This is a genomic window from Microbacterium trichothecenolyticum (genome assembly GCF_030818955.1).
GTDB lineage: Bacteria > Actinomycetota > Actinomycetes > Actinomycetales > Microbacteriaceae > Microbacterium > Microbacterium trichothecenolyticum_B.
Genome location: NZ_JAUTBF010000001.1, coordinates 1,591,414 through 1,608,281, shown reverse-complemented (window position 1 = coordinate 1,608,281; position 16,868 = coordinate 1,591,414). Strand labels below are relative to the sequence as shown.

13 protein-coding genes are annotated in these 16,868 nt (G+C 70.4%); 4 read left to right on the top strand and 9 right to left on the bottom strand.

What is annotated here, in order from left to right; translation table 11 throughout:
• Positions 1 to 39: 39 nt before the first annotated feature.
• From QE412_RS07665 to QE412_RS07640, 6 genes are read right to left on the bottom strand one after another with little or no spacing between them, the layout of a single operon-like run.
• Complete coding sequence (locus QE412_RS07665; protein ID WP_307481852.1) at positions 40 to 930, bottom strand: glycosyltransferase family 2 protein; 891 nt, start codon at positions 928 to 930, stop codon at positions 40 to 42.
• Positions 927 to 2,168, bottom strand: a complete 1,242-nt coding sequence (locus QE412_RS07660; protein WP_307481850.1) for a hypothetical protein — start codon at positions 2,166 to 2,168, stop codon at positions 927 to 929. The genes QE412_RS07665 and QE412_RS07660 overlap by 4 nt, the downstream gene beginning before the upstream one ends.
• A complete protein-coding gene (locus QE412_RS07655; protein ID WP_307481848.1) occupies positions 2,165 to 3,292 on the bottom strand; it encodes a glycosyltransferase family 4 protein in 1,128 nt (375 codons plus the stop codon). The genes QE412_RS07660 and QE412_RS07655 overlap by 4 nt, the downstream gene beginning before the upstream one ends.
• Positions 3,293 to 3,295: 3 nt before the next feature.
• Entirely contained in the window at positions 3,296 to 4,492 is a 1,197-nt protein-coding gene (locus tag QE412_RS07650; RefSeq protein WP_307481845.1) for a glycosyltransferase family 2 protein, read from the bottom strand.
• Positions 4,489 to 5,685, bottom strand: a complete 1,197-nt coding sequence (locus tag QE412_RS07645; RefSeq protein ID WP_307481842.1) for a glycosyltransferase family 4 protein — start codon at positions 5,683 to 5,685, stop codon at positions 4,489 to 4,491. Before QE412_RS07645 ends, QE412_RS07650 begins: the two co-directional genes overlap by 4 nt.
• A gap of 1 nt (position 5,686) precedes the next feature.
• On the bottom strand, positions 5,687 to 7,603 hold the full coding sequence (locus QE412_RS07640; RefSeq protein ID WP_307481839.1) for a DUF6541 family protein: 1,917 nt from the start codon (positions 7,601 to 7,603) through the stop codon (positions 5,687 to 5,689).
• Between the two features lie 164 nt (positions 7,604 to 7,767).
• Here QE412_RS07640 and glf point away from each other — a divergent pair, with 164 nt between their 5' ends.
• Positions 7,768 to 8,904: a UDP-galactopyranose mutase gene (gene glf, locus QE412_RS07635; RefSeq protein WP_307481836.1), complete on the top strand. Its 1,137-nt coding sequence runs from the start codon at positions 7,768 to 7,770 to the stop codon at positions 8,902 to 8,904.
• A 280-nt stretch (positions 8,905 to 9,184) separates the two neighbouring features.
• Positions 9,185 to 10,312, top strand: coding sequence for a glycosyltransferase (locus QE412_RS07630; protein WP_307481834.1), 1,128 nt, complete (start codon positions 9,185 to 9,187; stop codon positions 10,310 to 10,312).
• A gap of 76 nt (positions 10,313 to 10,388) precedes the next feature.
• On the opposite strand, the gene QE412_RS07625 is transcribed toward QE412_RS07630, so the two are convergent.
• The 3 genes from QE412_RS07625 to QE412_RS07615 all read right to left on the bottom strand — a co-directional run bounded on the left by QE412_RS07625 (position 10,389) and on the right by QE412_RS07615 (position 14,848).
• Positions 10,389 to 11,354, bottom strand: coding sequence for a glycosyltransferase family 2 protein (locus tag QE412_RS07625; RefSeq protein WP_307481831.1), 966 nt, complete (start codon positions 11,352 to 11,354; stop codon positions 10,389 to 10,391).
• On the bottom strand, positions 11,351 to 13,264 hold the full coding sequence (locus tag QE412_RS07620; protein ID WP_307481828.1) for a glycosyltransferase: 1,914 nt from the start codon (positions 13,262 to 13,264) through the stop codon (positions 11,351 to 11,353). The genes QE412_RS07625 and QE412_RS07620 overlap by 4 nt, the downstream gene beginning before the upstream one ends.
• A 156-nt stretch (positions 13,265 to 13,420) precedes the next feature.
• Positions 13,421 to 14,848, bottom strand: coding sequence for an O-antigen ligase family protein (locus QE412_RS07615; protein WP_307481826.1), 1,428 nt, complete (start codon positions 14,846 to 14,848; stop codon positions 13,421 to 13,423).
• A 35-nt stretch (positions 14,849 to 14,883) separates the two neighbouring features.
• Between QE412_RS07615 and manA the strand changes: the two genes are divergently transcribed.
• Together manA and QE412_RS07605 are read left to right on the top strand one after the other, a co-directional pair.
• The gene (gene manA / locus QE412_RS07610) at positions 14,884 to 16,044 is read left to right on the top strand and encodes a mannose-6-phosphate isomerase, class I (protein WP_307481822.1); all 1,161 of its coding nucleotides are present in this window, start codon (positions 14,884 to 14,886) and stop codon (positions 16,042 to 16,044) included.
• A 145-nt stretch (positions 16,045 to 16,189) separates the two neighbouring features.
• On the top strand, positions 16,190 to 16,513 hold the full coding sequence (locus QE412_RS07605; protein WP_022878766.1) for a WhiB family transcriptional regulator: 324 nt from the start codon (positions 16,190 to 16,192) through the stop codon (positions 16,511 to 16,513).
• The last annotated feature ends 355 nt before the right edge of the window (positions 16,514 to 16,868 follow it).

Below are 16,868 nucleotides of genomic sequence, written 5' to 3'. Positions count from 1 at the left end.
GGAGAGTCGCGAAGCGACGTGGCAGAGGTGAACGCGACGTCACCGCCCGACGGCCGCCGCCCCCGCCGTTCGCCCGATGGTGCGGCCCCGTACTCCCTCGAGGCGCCCGAGGAAGGCGACGCCCCCGTCGAGCGGCGCGTATTCGCTTCCGCGACGGATCCCCACCAGAAGCCCGGCGACGACGAACCCCCAGCGGTGCCACAGGGGGAACGGATGCCGGGCGAGCACGCGACCGACGCCCCGGCCGTAGGCCCGCAGCTTCCACCGTCGCTCCCGCGGGTCGAGCCCGGCGGTCTCGGGGATGCCGCCCACGTGGACGTCGTCGCTGGAGGTCCAGACGAACCGCCTCGACAGCGCGGGCTCGGCGGCGAGGGCACGCATGAGCAGGTCGGTCACCTCTCCCGCCTGCCAGGGCGTGGGGGCGCCCGTGCCGATGCACTCGTCGAACCCGCCGATCCGACGGAGGATGCCGAGGCGGATGACGAGACTCATCTCGATCACCTGCCAGACCGTCGTCACGTCGAGCGCGGCGCCGGCGGCCGGGAGTACGAAACGGGGACCGATGTCGGTCGAGACCGTCACGGCTCCGCCCGGCGCATCGCCGATCGCGCGACGCACGGCGTCGATCGTGCCGTCGGGGAACCACGTCGTGTCGTTGGGGAACATCACCAGCGCGTCGTCGGAGGCATCCGCGAACGCCGCGATCCCCACGTTGCGGCCGAGCGAGGCGCCGCGCGGTGACGAGGTCACCGTGATGCGGTCGCCGCGACCGGTGGCATCCACGAGGCGGCGCACCTCGGGCTCGTTGTCCTGGGCGACGAGGACGACGCGGTCATCGGGCCCGAGCTGGTGGGCGACCGAGTCGAGCAGGCGGCGCAACGCCTCGAGGCGCCCGAGCGTTGTCACGGCCAGCAGCAGGGGGGCGCTCATGCGGCGGTCTCCTCGTCGGCGAGCAGGTGCATCCGGGAGAGCGTCCGCAACGCGAGCAGAGCGGTCGAGACGCTCTCGGTCAGGGCGTAGCCGACCGCGACGCCCAGCGGTCCCAGGAGCAGCCCTCCCCCGACCATCAGGGGTACGCCCACGACCGTCGCGGTGATCGTCGCGCGCATGACGGCGGTCTGCTCGCCGGCGGGGAACAGCACGTGGCGGGTCATCGAGGTGCGCAGCGAATACATCGCGAACGCGAGCCCCAGCGCGAAACACACGCCCCACGGTGCGCTGGCGTCAGTGCCGAACATGAGGGCGCTCACCGGGGGACCCAGCAGCCCGAGCACGAGCATGCCGAGCACCCCGAAACCGCCGTGCAGGGCGAGCGCGAGGCGCAGTCGCCGCAGGCGCGCCGCCCCGGAGACCTCGGCCGACCACGATTGCAGCGCGTTGGCGAGAGTGAGGGGGAGGAACTGGCCCAGTTTGGCCATCTTGTCGCCCGAAGCGAAGCCCGCCGCAGCACCGCCGGTGGACAGCACGTTCACGAGCGGGGTCGGCACCGAGGAGTAGGCCCCCAGCGCCGCATCGTTCAGAGCGACGGGCGCGCCGACGCGGAACAGGCCCGGGATTTCGCGCGCGGGCGGCCACGGCGACGGATACCGGTGCAGCAGGCGCAGCGAGAACAGGGTGGTGCCCACGACGGTGACGAGGATGCCGGCGAGGGGATAGACCTCGACCGGAGCCCCGCTCACGATGGCGAGCATCGACGCCAGCGCGACCGCGAGGCGGGGGACGGCGTCGTAGAAGAGGATCGACCGCGGGTCGCCTACACCCACCGAGAACCACGTGAAAGACAGACCGATGAGCGCTCCCTGCAGGCCCATCAGGGCCGCCAGCAGCTGGTGGCCCGGTGAGGCGACCAGCGCACAGACCAGAACCAGGAGGGGGAGCGCGATGAGCGAGGTCGCCAGACGCACCACGACAGCGTCGCGGTACAGGCGGCCCCGACGGATGTCGTCGGGGGCGATCGAGACGAGCGCCGGGCCGACCGTGGTCCACCCGTAGGCGACGGCGATCGCCGCGAACGTGCCCACCGACTCGCCCGCGATGGCGCTGGCCCAGCCGTCGGGGCCCGCGGAGCGGGAGACGGCGGGAAGCACCAGCAGCGGCGAGACGGCGGCGACCGCGGGGATCAGGGTGAACCCGACCAGGCGTGACCGCAGCGAGGGGGTGTCGGTCACGAGCGGCGCTCCTCGGCGGTGCGGCGCAGCACGGCCGCCAGGCGTGTCGCCGCCGCGTCCCACGTGAAACCCGCCGCCCAGTCGCGGCCCGCGCGCACACGCTCGGCCCGTTCCGCATCGTCCAGTTCCAGCGCCGTCGTGATCGCTGCCCCGAAGGCCCGAGGGTCGCGGGCGTCGGCGTACAGTGCGTGTGCCCCGCCCACTTCGCGCAAGACGGCGACGTCGTTGGCGACGACGACGACGCCGGCCGCCATGGCATCCACGATCGGCAGACCGAAACCCTCCGTCAGCGAGGGACAGGCGTACACGCTCGCCACCTGGTACAGCGCGCGGAGCTGGTCGTCGTCGACCCATCCGGGCAGGACCACGTCGGCGGCGAGCCCGTGCTCCTGCACCACGGTGGCCAAAGGGTCGGCGGTGCCGCCGCCGCCCACGACCGTCAGGGGGCGCTGTTCCGGCGGCAGGGCGGCCACGGCGGCGAGCAGTCCGTGGAAGTTCTTGTGCGGCATCCTGTTGCCGGTGCTGAAGACGAGGGGCCGGCCGGGACCGATGCCCAGGGGGGCCAGGCGCATCCACGGATCATCGACCTCGGCGCCCAGGGAGCCGCCGTTGGGAATGACCTCGATCCGGTCGCGCTCGACGCCCAGGTGACGCGCGATCGCGCCCGCGGCGGTCGACGACACGGTCACCACGGCCCGCGCGGAACGGGCCGTGGCCTCCATGAGGCGGGCGGTGATCGCACGGACGATTCGCTCGAGGCCGCGCCCAGGCACCTGGTGGTAGATGACGTCGTGCACCGACACGACACGCGGCGCGCGCCCGCGGGTCAGGGGCCCGAAGTTCGCGGGCGACCACACCACGTCGGCGCCCGCGCGGCGCGCAGCCCGCCCCACCGCAAGGATCTCGCCGAGCGCCCATGCCGCGCGCCCCTCGCCGACCCACGGCACGACCTCGACATCACCGGGAAAGAAGGCCCGCACACCGTCGGCTCCCGCCGCCCCGGTCAGTGCGACGAAGGACGCGTCGGGAAGGGCGTCGACGAGTCCGGGGAGCAGGTGACGGACGTAGGTCTCCGTCCCGCCGCGTCCTCCCGTGTAGCCCAGGAGGTCGACGAGGATCCGCACGGCTCAGCTCTCGATGACGGCTTCGGGGCGCTGCTCGCGCCGCGGCGTGGTGAGCACCCCCGAGAAGAAGCTCATCATCGCCGTCTGGAACCCGAGGATGATCAACAGCGCGCTCGGCACGGCGATGCGCACCGCCTGCGCGGCGTTCTGCGCACCGAAGTCGAGGCTGCCCCACAGGGCCACCTGCACGATGCCGATGACGATTCCGAGCAGGAACAGCCCCACCCCGATCAGCAGACCGCGCTCGGCCGACCATTTCGCCACGATCCGCCGATACCTCTCGCTCGTCGGGAGGAATCCTTCTTGGGTGGCGTACAGCTTGGTCAGCCAGAAGAACAGCAGCGACTGGAAGCCGATCACGCACAGGGCGCTCGCGTAGACCATGGTCGTGACGTCGAAGCCGACCCCTCCGATGTTGACACCGCCGAACGAGAGGATGCCGACGGCGATCGCTCCGAAGAAGAACGCCACGAGGCCGGGGTAGACGAAGAGCCAGCGCGGGGCGAAGAGCAGCAGGAAGCGCAGGTGGCGCCAGCCGTCGTGCCAGCTGCGCAGGTGCGGCGGACGGGAGCGACCGTCTTTCTTCAGCGTCGTCGGCACCTCTTCGATGCGGTAGCGCGCGAGGGAGGCGCGCACGACCATCTCGGACGCGAACTCCATCCCCGTCGTCTGCAGGTCGAGGTCGCGGATGCGCGCGCGGTTGAAGCCGCGCAGACCGCAGTGGAAGTCACGGATGCCGGGGCGGAAGAACAGCTCGCCGATGAAGGAGAGCACGGGGTTGCCCAGGTACTTGTGCAGGGGCGGCATGGCGCCGGGGGCGATTCCGCCGCGGAAGCGGTTGCCCATGACGAGGTCGGCCCCGGCCCGCAGGCGTTCGACGAAAGGCTCGAGGTTCTCGAAGTCGTAGCTGTCGTCGGCGTCCGCCATGATGACGTACGTTCCGCGCGCGGTCTCGATGCCGTTGATGAGGGCGGCGCCGTATCCGCGGCGCGGCGCGTGCGAGACGCGGGCGCCGAGACGTTGGGCGATCGCCTGCGAGCCGTCGGTGCTTCCGTTGTCGGAGATGAGCACCTCGCCGCGGATGCCGCTGCGCTGCAGGAAGCCCTGCGCCTTGCGGATGCAGACCTCGAGCGTCTCGGCCTCGTTCAGGCACGGCATGAGGATAGTCAGCTCGAGGTCGGAGGGAGCGGGAGTGGTCACGGGCTGTCTTCTTTCGTCTGCACCGGGGAGGAGGTCGGCAGCGACAGTGCCGACATCATCCCCTCGACGGTGCGGCGGATGGTGCGGGTGCCTACCGCGGTGTCGTACCAGGCGCGCGCGGTGCGGCGCAGGTCGTCACCGCCGTCGGCCACGGCCCGGATGGCCCGGGCGAGATCTGCGGGGCGGGTGGTGGGAGCGATGACGCCGTTGACGCCCTCGTCGATCAGCTCGGTGGCGGCATTGCCCTCGCCGGCGACGAGCACGACGGGCGTTCCGTGTGCGTTGGCTTCGACCACGACCAGTCCGAAGCCCTCCCGTCGAGAGGGGTGCACGAGGGCCAGCGCGCCGTGGAGCAGCCGGTCGAGCTCGGCGTCGGAGACGAAGCCGGGAAAGTCGGTCCACTCCTCGCCGTCGACGCGGCGGACCTCGGCGTGCACCGCGTCGGAGCTCGGACCGGTGCCGAGGATCACCAGGCGCAGGTCGGGAATGCTCCGGCGGGCGGCGGCGACGGCCGCCGGGAGCACCTCGACCTGCTTGTCGGGGATGTGCCGCCCCACGTAGAGCACGTACGGCGGCGTGGTCGCGGGGCCGGGATCGGCCACCTCGACGGCGCTGTCGATGAGTCCGGGGCTGACCAGCGGGGGGCGCCGGATCCCTTCGTTGCGCAGGCGAGTGGCGCTGAGCTGCGAATGGCACGTCGCGAGCGGGGTGATCGCGATCGCCGCGCGTTGCAGGGCCCACGCGATATTCCCCGTGACCGGTCCCGAGTACTCCACCCACTGCCGGCGATGCCATACCTCGAGGTAGTCCACGGCCAGGCGTGTGCCCGAGCCGAGCAGGGCGAGGCGCGCGGCGAACACGTTGAAGATCGGCAGGCCGCTCACGATGACCGCGGCGTAGCGGCGGCGGCGGCGCACCAGGGCGCGGAAGAGGGCGGCGGCGTAGCGAAGCGCCGCGGGGATGCGCCGGACGCCGTCGGGGGAGTACAAGCTCAAGCGAGGGGTGAGGGGGCGGATCCGGAAGCGCTCCTCGACGGGCGTGGGCCCGTCCCACTGCACGGCGGTGAGGTAGTCCACCTCGAATCCGTTGCGTCCGAGCTCGTCGGCGACCGCGCGGTACTGTCGCTCGCCACCGCCGGTCGAGTAGGGGAAGAGGCAGTCGTAGGCGACCGCGACGGTCGTGGCGCGGGCCATGTCAGCATCCCTCGATCCGGAACAGGCGGGCGTTCGGTCCTTGCGAGTCGACCAGCACGAGGTGGGCGTTCGGCGCGAGGTCCTGGATGCCGCTGTACGCGGCGGCCCCGGCCGGGTCGATCACGTCCTGCGTGCCGAAGTCGAGCACGTAGTCGATGCCGATGTCGTCGACGGCCCGGCAGACGGCGGGATCGGTGTCGATGTCGCGGAGGTGCTGGTTGAGGAAGAGCTGTTGCTCGGAGGGGGAGCCGAACACGTGCCGCTGGGTGACCCGACGGTCCGCGAAGGCCAGGGCCAGGGAGGTTCCCGTGCGCGGGCTGCCCGCGATGAGGGCGTCCGATGGGGTCTCGTCGTCGAGGCGCTCGAGCAGTGCCTCCTCGTCGGAGGAGAGGATGAGCGAGTTGTCGGTGTATGCGTACGCCTCGTGCACCTGACCGAGGGCGATGCGCACGTTGGGGCCGAGCGCGACGGAGAAGACCGCGACGACGGCCACTCCCGCCGCAGCGACGCCCGTCCACGCCGGGAGCCGACGTCGGCGCCCCCACGTGCGGACGAGGTCGACGACGACGAGCGCGCCGAGCGTGGCCACGGGGATGGCGACGAGGGGCAGGAGGGCCGCCAGACGGTTGGAGTCGTTGTACCAGGGGTTGGTGACGATCTGTCGCAGCGGGTGGTCGATGCGCAGCCCCGACGAGATGGCGAACAGCGCGATGGCGACCGCGAACGGTGTCAGGACGGGGAGCAGCCGGGGGCGACGGGCGACGGCGACGAAGCCCATGAGGAGGAGTGCGGAGACCACGAAGGTCGGTCCGAAGCCCCGCGGCGCGACGAAGATCCCCTCGCCCAGCGCCTGCGAGAACTCCTGCCAGGGACTCCAGCCGGAATGCTCGGCGCCGGTGCGGAAGACGGCCACCGTCCCCGCGATCGCGACGACGAACGCGCCCGAGACCACGCCGAGATGCAGAACCGCGCGCGGAGTGCGCTCGGTCGCCGCGCGGACCGCGAAAGCCGTGACGACGACCGCCGCGGCGAAGAACAGCAGGCTGATGAACGCGTTCGGGTGCCCCAGGAACGTTCCGCCGGCGAGCAGCACGATGAGCAGTGCCGAGCGCACGAGCGCCGGAGCTGAGCGTTCGGCGAGCGCGGTGACGACGACCGCGAGGGTGGCCGGCAGCATCGCGTAGCCGACGAGGTTCGGGTACAGCACGCCCCAGTTGAAGAACAGGGCCGGGAAGGCGCCGAAGCCGGTTGAGAGGGCGGCGGCGACGACGAACGCGGTGCGACGCTGCGCGAAGAAGGCGCCGGCGAGCGCCATCGTCGAGGCGGGCCACAGGATCGACACGATCGCGAGGTTCGCCCCGTTGACGGCGACCGGCACGCCCGAGCCCGTCAGTTCGGCGCCGATCGTGGTGAGGGCGTGCCACCCGTTGGGGTAGAAGCCGATGTCGGAGGTGGAGCCGATCTGGAACGGCGACGCACTTCCTTCTCGCAGTCCCAGCGCGATGGCGTTCAGGTGCACGATGTTGTCGAAACGCTGGGCGATGTTCTCGGGCGAGCCGAAGGCGCGCGCGAACATCACCGCGTTGACACCCGCGGCAGCGGCGAGCGGGAGCAGGACCGCGAGACCGATCCGTCGGCCGGCGGGTGCCGCGTCGGTCCCGGCGACGCGGCGCAGCACGAGCGCGACGCCCACCACGACCAGCGTCAGCAGCGCGAGTGGCAGGAGGTTCCAGCGGAGCCCGATCAGCGGAGCGACGGATGCCGCGGCGGCGGTGATCGTGGTCGAGACGGCCGGCGCGAGGAGCAGCCGCTGGGGGCTCCGCCACCCCCAACCGGCGACGATCACCGCGAGGCCGGGGACGATCAGGACCGCGGCGACGACGAGGTACGACGGAACCGCACCGATCCAATCACCCATGCAATCCCGTCTCCGTCTGCATCTTTTTCGACACGCCATCGTAACGGACGGTCGCTCCGCTGCCGCTGAGTGCGCCCGCGGAGAGGGGCAGGTGCCCCGGGTAGTATCGAGCGACGTCTCCCGCGGGGCCGCACCCCACCTCCGACACGAAAGCCCTCTTCTCCATGGATCTCCTCATCGTCGGCTCCGGCTTCTTCGGTCTCACCATCGCGGAGCGTGCTGCTGCCGCGGGTCGCAAGGTGACCGTGATCGATCGTCGTCATCACATCGGTGGGAACGCGTATTCCGAGGACGAGCCTGAGACGGGGATCGAGGTGCACCGGTACGGTGCCCATCTGTTCCACACGTCGAATCCGACCGTGTGGGAGTACGTCAACCGGTTCACCGACTTCACGAGTTATGTGCACCGCGTCTACACGACGCACAGGGGTGTGGTGTTCCCGCTGCCGATCAATCTCGGCACGATCAACCAGTTCTTCCAGGCGGCGTACACGCCCGATCAGGCGCGCGCTCTGGTGCACGAGCTGGCGGGGGAGTTCGATGCGAGGGATGCCGCGAACCTCGAGGAGAAGGGCATCGCGCTGATCGGGCGGCCTTTGTATGAGGCGTTCATCCGCGACTACACCGCGAAGCAGTGGCAGACCGATCCGAAGGACCTGCCGGCTGAGGTCATCTCGCGCCTGCCCGTGCGGTACACGTACGACAACCGCTACTTCAACGACACGTGGGAGGGTCTGCCGGTCGACGGGTACACCGCGTGGTTGGAGCGGATGGCCGATCACCCGAACATCGAGGTGAAGCTGTCGACGGACTACTTCGACGAGTCGCAGCCGCTCAACAAGAAGGCGACCGTGGGTCAGGTGCCGGTGGTCTACACGGGACCCGTCGACCGCTACTTCGACTACGCCGAGGGCGAGCTCTCGTGGCGCACGCTCGACTTCGAGCAGGAGGTGCTGCCGATCGGCGACTTCCAGGGCACGAGCGTGATGAACTACGCCGATGCGGACGTGCCGTACACGCGCATCCACGAGTTCAAGCACTTCCACCCCGAGCGCGCCGATCGGTACCCGAGCGACAAGACGGTCGTGGTGCGCGAGTACTCCCGTTTCGCCACGCGGGCCGACGAGCCGTACTACCCCGTCAACACCGCCGACGATCGGTCGGGTCTGCTGGCGTACCGGGAGCTGGCGAAGGGCGAGCGCGACGTGCACTTCGGCGGCCGCCTGGGCACCTATCAGTACCTCGACATGCACATGGCCATCGGCTCGGCGCTGTCGATGTGGAACAACCAGCTCGCCTGATCCCGTCGTGCGCGCGGGTTCACCCGGCGATTCGCCCTGTGCCGAGGGCCGGTTCCCTCCCACGGGGATGCGCAGTTACACGAGCCCGTCCTGCTGGTGGGCGAGGCGCTCGCAGTCGGCGACCGGGCGCGCTCGACGCCCCCATCGCGGACGTGCTCGACCGCTACGACGCCGACCACACGACCGGGTGAACGCGCTGCGCCGGCTGGGCGTTCCCTGCGTCGTTACAGACGGGGCCTCTACGATGAGAACTCCGTCCTCTTCCAGAACGTGAGCTCCCGTGCAACTTTCCGTCATCGTTCCGACCTTCAATGAGGGTCCCAACGTCGCCGAGCTCGTGCGGCGGACGGCACAGGCGTTGGTCGGTCGCGAGGTCGAGGTGATCTTCGTCGACGACTCCACCGACGACACCCCCGACATCATCCGCGCGGTCGCGGCGACGGCGACGATCCCGGTGCGCCTGATCCACCGCGACGACCCCGTGGGCGGGCTCGGCGGCGCCGTCGTCGAGGGGATCCGCGCGGCGGCATCCGAGTACTGCGTCGTCATGGACGGCGACCTGCAGCACCCGCCCGAGGTCATCGCCGACCTGCTCGCCCGCGTCGAAGAAGGCGACGCCGACGTGGTCGTGGCCTCGCGATACATCGCCGGCGGCACCTCCGACGGGCTCGCCAACGCGGTGCGCACCACCGTGTCACGGGCGTCGACGCTGCTGACCAAGGCGATGTTCCCGAAGAAGCTGCACAACTGCTCCGACCCCATGACCGGGTTCTTCCTCATCGACCGCCGCGCGCTCGAGGTCGACGAACTGCGCCCGCGCGGGTTCAAGATCCTGCTCGAGATCCTCGCCCGCAAACAGATGCGCGTCGCCGAGGTGCCGTTCTCGTTCGCGCCGCGCTTCGCCGGGGAATCCAAGGCCTCGTTCAGCCAGGGCATGCGCTTCCTCACCCAGCTGACCATGCTGCGCTTCGGCCGCATGTCGGCATTCGCGATCGTGGGCGGTCTGGGCGCCGTCGCCAACCTCGTCATCATGTGGGCACTGACCGCGGTGGGCGTGCAGTACATCGTCGCCGCGATCGTCGCCAGCGTCATCACGATCGTCGCCAACTTCCTCGCACTCGAATACCTCGTCTTCGCCGACATGCGGCAGGAGTCGGGGCTCATGCGCCACCGCTTCATCAAGTCGTTCACGTTCAACGGCGTCGAAGCGATCGTGCGAATCCCCGTCATCTGGCTGCTCGTGAACCAAGCGCACATCCAGAGCGTCGTCGCAGCCGCCCTCACCCTGATCGCCGCGTTCGTCGTACGCTTCGTCTTCCACGCCCTCGTCGTCTACGCCCCCACCAAGAGCCGCGTCGGCAAAGCCGTCCGCGCCATCGAACCCCTCGAAGACGAACTCACCGCCTGACACCGGGCGGGCACGAGCGGCGTACGCTGGTGATCCGGACCGGGATGCGGCTCGCGACCGGTTCGAGCGCGACGGGTCACACCGAGTGTGCGCGCTCGAGCGGCGGCATCGGCTCCCACGAGGCGTCGGCCAGGATGCGGCGACCGTCGCGGAGGCCCCGGAACAGGTGGCTCGTGCCGCGGAGCTTGCGCTCGACGACCGCGAGGCGGATCAGTTCTTTCACGAAGGTCAGCGCCGTGCCCGCGGTGAAAGGCAGCGCGCGGTAGACCCCGAGCGCGCGGTAGTACTTCTGCAGGTACGCGCGATTGCGCATGATGTAGTACCGGTAGGCGTCGCTCGACGCATTCATGTGGCGGATGCCCATGTCCCACTGCTTGATCTCGCGGGTGCGGCGCAGCACGAACTCGTTGACGATGACCGAGGGCGTGTGCCGAGAGGCCAGCCAGCCGTACAGCTGGTCATCCCAGTAGATGAAGAACCGCGGGTCGGGCAGGCCGATCTTCGCGACGATGTCGCGGTGGATGAACATGCCCTCGAAGCAGCCGGAGTTCATCGGTTTGAAGCCGGACTCGTCGAAGCCGGCGGGGGCGAAGGGGATCGGGATCGCCATCGACTCCGCCACGCGGTACTGCCAGTAGAACTCGCTGCCGTCGTAGTCGTAGCGGCGGCCCTGGATGCTGCGGAAACGCGGTGTCCAGTGGCCCATGCGCGCGAGGCCGTCGGAGACGACCTCGACGTCGTCGTCCATGAGCCAGATCCACTCCGAACCCAGCTCGTAGGCGACGCGCATGCCCTCGCTGAACCCGCCGGAGCCGCCGGTGTTCGTCTCGAGGCGGCGGTAGACCAGCTCGGTGGGAACGCGGTCGCGGAACGACTCCACGACCGCCGTGGTGTCGTCGGTCGAGGCGTTGTCGATGATGACGAGGTGTCCCGGGGCCGGGTCCATGCGCTCGACGCTCTCGAGCAGACGCGTCAGCAGGTGCGTGCGGTTGTAGGTGACGACGACGATGGTCGCCGAGGCCGGGTCGAACACGGTGCTCACGAGCGCTCCTCGAAGGTCGCGCGCCACTGGTCCACCGACACCAGGTCGGGGAGGGCGCGGCGGTACTGCTGCGACAGGCGGGGCCACTCGCGCTGGAGGCGCCGGTGCAGGCGCACGCTGTCCAGCAGCATGCGGCGGAACTGCCGGCGGTCGCGCGTATAGATGTTCTTCCCGGAGCCGTCGGCGGCGCTGACCAGCGCGCTGTCGTACCGGGGGATGCGCCACCAGTGGGCGTCGCCCTTGCCGAACTCGACCTCGGGCTGTGCGACGTTCTCGGGACGCGGGGTGTGGAACCAGTGCGAGACGAGGGTGCGGGCGGTGAAGGTGCGCAGCGCCAGGCCGGTCGGGCTGTCGAACTCGTGCTTTTTCAGGCGCTTGAACACCTGACGGCCGAAGCGGGAGCGCAGGGGGACCCCGGAGTCCTTGTGGACGATGGTCTCGGGGTGCTTCTTGGCGATGGCGCGGGCCTCGGGCATCGCGGTGGCCAGGCCCCGCCGCATGTGGTCGGGCCCGGACAGGATGTCGCGCAGTGCGCGGTGCCGCAGCTCGACCGGGTAGTACTGCATCATCATCAGGTGCTTCAGGTCGACTCGGCGGCTGTGCCGGATGAGGGTTCCGCCGAACGGTGACCGCGAGTGCAGCAGGGCGGCGACGATGCGGTTGCGGGCGTGGAAGTACGCCTGCCAGTCGATCGAGTCGTCTTTGCCGATCCACGACACGTGCCACAGGGCCACGCCCGGCATCGATACGGTCGGGTACCCGGCATCGCGCGCGCGCACGCAGAACTCGGCGTCGTCCCACTTGATGAACGCCGGAAGCGACAGACCGATCTCGCGCAGGATGCTGGTGGGGATCAGACACATCCACCAGCCGTTGTAGTCGGCGTCGAGGCGCATGTGCAGCAGGGGGCTCTGGCGGAGGTTCGCGACGCTGAAGTCGTGCGGCAGCCGCTCCTGGAAGAGCGCCCGCCACATGAAGGGGGCATCGTCGACGACCTCGGCCCACGCGTGCAGCTTGGGGCGGTCGAGCAGGTCGAACATGTGCGCGCCGACGATGGTCGGCACCGAGGCGTAGCGGCCGAACACGACGGAGCGGCGGATCGATTCCGGTTCGATGCGCACGTCGTCGTCGAGCAACTGTACGAAGTCGCTGCCCTCGCGGGCGAGGGTCTCGACCATGGCGCGGGCGAAACCCCCGGAGCCGCCCAGGTTGGGCTGGCGCAGCACCTGCAGCGTCTCGCCCAGGCGCTCGGCGACGGCGGGGAAGGCGTCCTGGCTCTCGACGAGATCGGTGCCCTGGTCGATGATGAACACCCGGTCGACGACGTCGAGCACGTCGGGGGCGTCGGCGAGAGCCTCGAGCGTGCCCACGCAGTAGTCGGGCTTGTTGTACGTGGTGACACCGATGCTCGCCTTGCCACCGCGCACCGGCTCCTGCTCGGTCGTCCACTCGGCGCCCTCGAACATCGCGTCGGAGCTGTCGGCGGCCACGTCGAACCAGATCCAGCCGCCGTCGCTGTACTGGTCGAGGACCAGGTCGAACGAGGTCGCGGTGTCGTCGCCGCGCACCTCTCGCGTCTCGAGGCGCTGCCGGGTGCCCGCGCCGTTCGAGCGGTACACGAGGATCGTGGCGGTGCCCGAGGTGTGCACGGTCAGGCGCACGCGCCGCACCCCCGTCCAGTGCTGCCAGTACGAGGCCGGGAAGGCGTTGAAGTACGTGCCGAACGAGACGCGGCGCCCGGCGACGATGCGGGCCCGGTGGCGGTCGAGGATGTTGCTCAACTGGGCCACGTTCGTCACGCGCACCGGTTCCTCGTCGATGGTCGACCAGGTCTCGGGGTCGACGTACAGGGGGAGGAGGTCGGGATCGCGGTCGAGCGGCAGCACGGCGTTCTGCAGGGTGTACGTCACGAACAGGTCTTTCGGTCGAGGGGCCCCGGCGGCAGGCCGCCAGCCAGCGGGAAGTCTACCCGGCGCGTCGTGGCCCGCCCTGAGCGTCGCGGGTGCCGGCGTCGTCGGCGCGAGGGTGAGGCGCCGACCCGCCCGACGGCGCGCATGGCGCCGGCGTCACGACGAGGTTCTCAGCAGCTCGCCGCGTTCGATCGACAGGCTCTGCTCGCTGGGCCCGACCCCGACGAGCGGGCTCTGCTTGATCTTGCCGCCGAAGAGCACGACGAACATCCACCCCCACAGCAGCAGGGGACCCGACTCGGTGATGCCGATAACGACGAGCAGCGCCCCGATGAGGGTGGGCAGGAGGGCGAGGGGCGAGTACGGCCGGTCGGCGCGCAGATCCCATCGGGGGCGGTCGACGGCGAAGAACCACGACCGCCACAGGTAGGCCAGGTAGACCAGCGTGAGCAGGGCGACGCCGACGCCCCCGAGCTGGAGGAAGACGTCGAGCCACATGCTGTGCGCCTGCACGACGGTCTGGCCGTGGTGGATGATCCAGCCGTCGATGAGAGGCTCGGACGCGATCCACGGTGTCGAGAACCCCCACCCGATCAGCGGGTGTTGGTCGGCGCGGGCGATCACGTCGGCCCAGATGCCCTCGAGGCCGGTCAGGTCGGCCTCGCGACCCAGCATTCCGAAGAGGGCATCGCGGCCGAACCAGACAGCGGCGGCGCCGCCGAGTCCGATCGCGGCGTACAGCACGTACCAGCGTGTGCGCTCGCCGGGCCGACGGGCCGTGCGCATGACGAGCACCGTGGCGAGCACGAGGGCGACGAAGCCGGCGGCGATGAAGGCCGTGGCCGATCCCGCGCGCACGAAGAGGAAGGCCGCGACCGCGATCCACCCCACCAGCAGCGCGCGGCGGGGGGCCCCGGCGGCCAGGCGCACGGCGAACACGATGATCGCGACGAGCATGACGGCGGCCAGCAGATGGGCGTTTCCGAACACTCCTTGGATGCGTCCGCCGTCGAGCAGGTTGTCGCCCGACCAGTACGCGACGGGGTCGACGCGTTCGACGGGCACCACGAAACCGGGCAGCAGGGGGCCGCGCACCAGCAGGGACACCGCGATCTCGAACAGCAGCGACAGTCCCACGACCCACTTCGCGGCGGACGCGATCGCACGCACGACATCGCGCCAGCTCAGGACGGCGCCGATGAACAGTCCCTGGAAGCTCGTCACCGCCAGCAGGAGCCAGGTGAGAACGGATGCCGCGGGCCACGCGCTCCATCCGATGGACGCCCCCGCCCACGCGATGTAGGCGAACGCCAGCCACGGCAGTCGTCGCACGGCCACCGGCGGACGCACGACGATCCACAGGACCGCCGACACCACGGCCGATGCGACGGTGACGACGCCGGCCGCGGTGGGGCCGACGGCGTTGACGAGCCCGACGCCGCCCAGGGCGAGCACGAGGATGAATACACACCACGCGCGCAGCAGCAGGTGCCCCGTCGTCTCGCGCGCGGGCGCCGTCGGCAGCGCCGAGACGGGGTTGGTTCGTGTACATCGCCATGGTGGCTTCAGGCTACCGGTCGGCATCCGGAGCCGACCGGGGTGACCACTATGCTGACGCCGTGCTTGTTGCGATCTCGAACACGCCCCGCGATTACGCCTGGGGCAGCCCGACGCTCATCGCCGATCTCGAGGGCCGGACGCCGAGCGGCGCCCCCGAGGCCGAGGTGTGGTTCGGCGATCACCCGGGCTCTCCCGCCGTGGTGCACGACGGGTCGGAGCGCACCCTCGACGCGTGGCTCTCCGCCGAAGCGGCGGCACACGGCGTCGCCCCGAAGCTGCCCTATCTGCTGAAGCTGCTGGCCGCCGGTGCGCCGCTATCGATCCAGGTGCACCCGTCGAAGCACCAGGCCGTCGAGGGCTTCGCCCGTGAAGAGGCGGCGGGCGTGCCGCGTGACGCGGGCTCGCGCAACTACAAAGACGACAACCACAAGCCGGAGGTCATCGTCGCCCTCAGCGACACCTTCACCGCCCTGGCCGGTCTTCGCGACATCGATCGCACCCGTGCGCTCGTCGACGCGCTGGGCGATGCCCCCGCGGTCGCTGCGCTGCGCGAGCGGCTGGCCGATGCCGACGCGAGCGCCGCGCTGCGTACGACGATCGGCTGGCTCCTCGGCGAGGCCAGCGAGGCCGAGATCGCGCAGATCGTGGATGCCGCGGCATCCACGACGTCGACGGAGTTCGCCGCCGAACTGGCCCTGGCCGCTTCGCTGCACACGGCGTACCCCGCCGACCCCGGCATCGTCGTGGCGATGTTGATGAACCTCGTGCAGCTGCGCCGGGGCGAGGCGATCTTCGTGCCGGCGGGGGTGCTGCACGCCTACGTCGCGGGGCTCGGCGTGGAGATCATGGCGGCGAGCGACAACGTGCTGCGCGGGGGGCTGACCCCCAAGCACATCGATGTGGCCGAATTGCTGGGGCTGGTGGACTTCCGGCCGGCCGCACCGCCCTTCCTGCGTCCCTCGGTCGTCGATGGCGTCGAGGTCTTCGCGCCCGGCATCGCGGACTTCGCGCTGGGGCACCTGGCATCCGGGACGGCGTCGGATCTCGAACTGCGGGGCGTGTCGATCGCGCTCGCCGTGGACGGCGAGACGGTGCTCACGGGGGCGGCGGGCGGCAGGGTGACCCTGGTCGCGGGGCAAGCGGCGCTGATCACGCCCGACGAGTCGCCCGTCACCAGCGACGGCGGCGGTGAGGTCTTCGTCGCGATGCCCGGGGCCTGAGGGCGCGACACGCCGGGGCGCGTCGTGAAGGTTCACGTCGGCCTTGAGGGTTTACGATCCGCGACTTGACCAAATCGAATGACACAGGTGTAATTACTTCAGCGCGGTTCCGCGTCATGGGGGTTTGGTCGAGGCGGAGGACGATATGGCGACGTCGCAGTACCGGTCCGGTGTCCCGGACAACTGGTTCGTAGACCCGGTCGATCTCGGTGTTCCGGGAGTGCGTCGCGACATCGACGCTCCCGAAGAGAACACTCTCGCCTGGCAGACGGACGCGCTGTGCTCCCAGACCGACCCCGAGGCGTTCTTCCCCGAGAAGGGCGGCTCCACCCGCGATGCCAAGCGCATCTGCACCTCGTGCGATGTGCGTTCGGAATGCCTCGAGTACGCCCTCCAGAACGACGAGCGATTCGGCATCTGGGGCGGTCTCAGCGAGCGCGAGCGTCGCAAACTCAAGCGTCGCGCCTGATCGCCACGGCCGCTCTTCGGCCCCTGAGCGATCCCGAGGCCGACGGCGCGGCGTCCGCGATCACCCGAGCTCGCGCTTAGGCTGATGCGCGTCATGCCCGCTCGTGTCCACGCCATCCTCGTCGTCCGCCCCGAAGGGCGCACGCCCGCAGCGTCCCGTCTGCAGCGCACGCTCGCTGCTGTGCACGCCCAGACTCGACCCGTCGACGCTCTCACCATCGTCCTGTGCGGTGCGGACTCCGCGCTGACCCACATCGCCGCCACCTCGGGCGCCGAGGGCGTGATCACCGCCTCCCGCGGGTACGTCGTTCGCCGCCGCGACAGCGCTCGCGACCCCCCGCCTCACCGGCGACGCC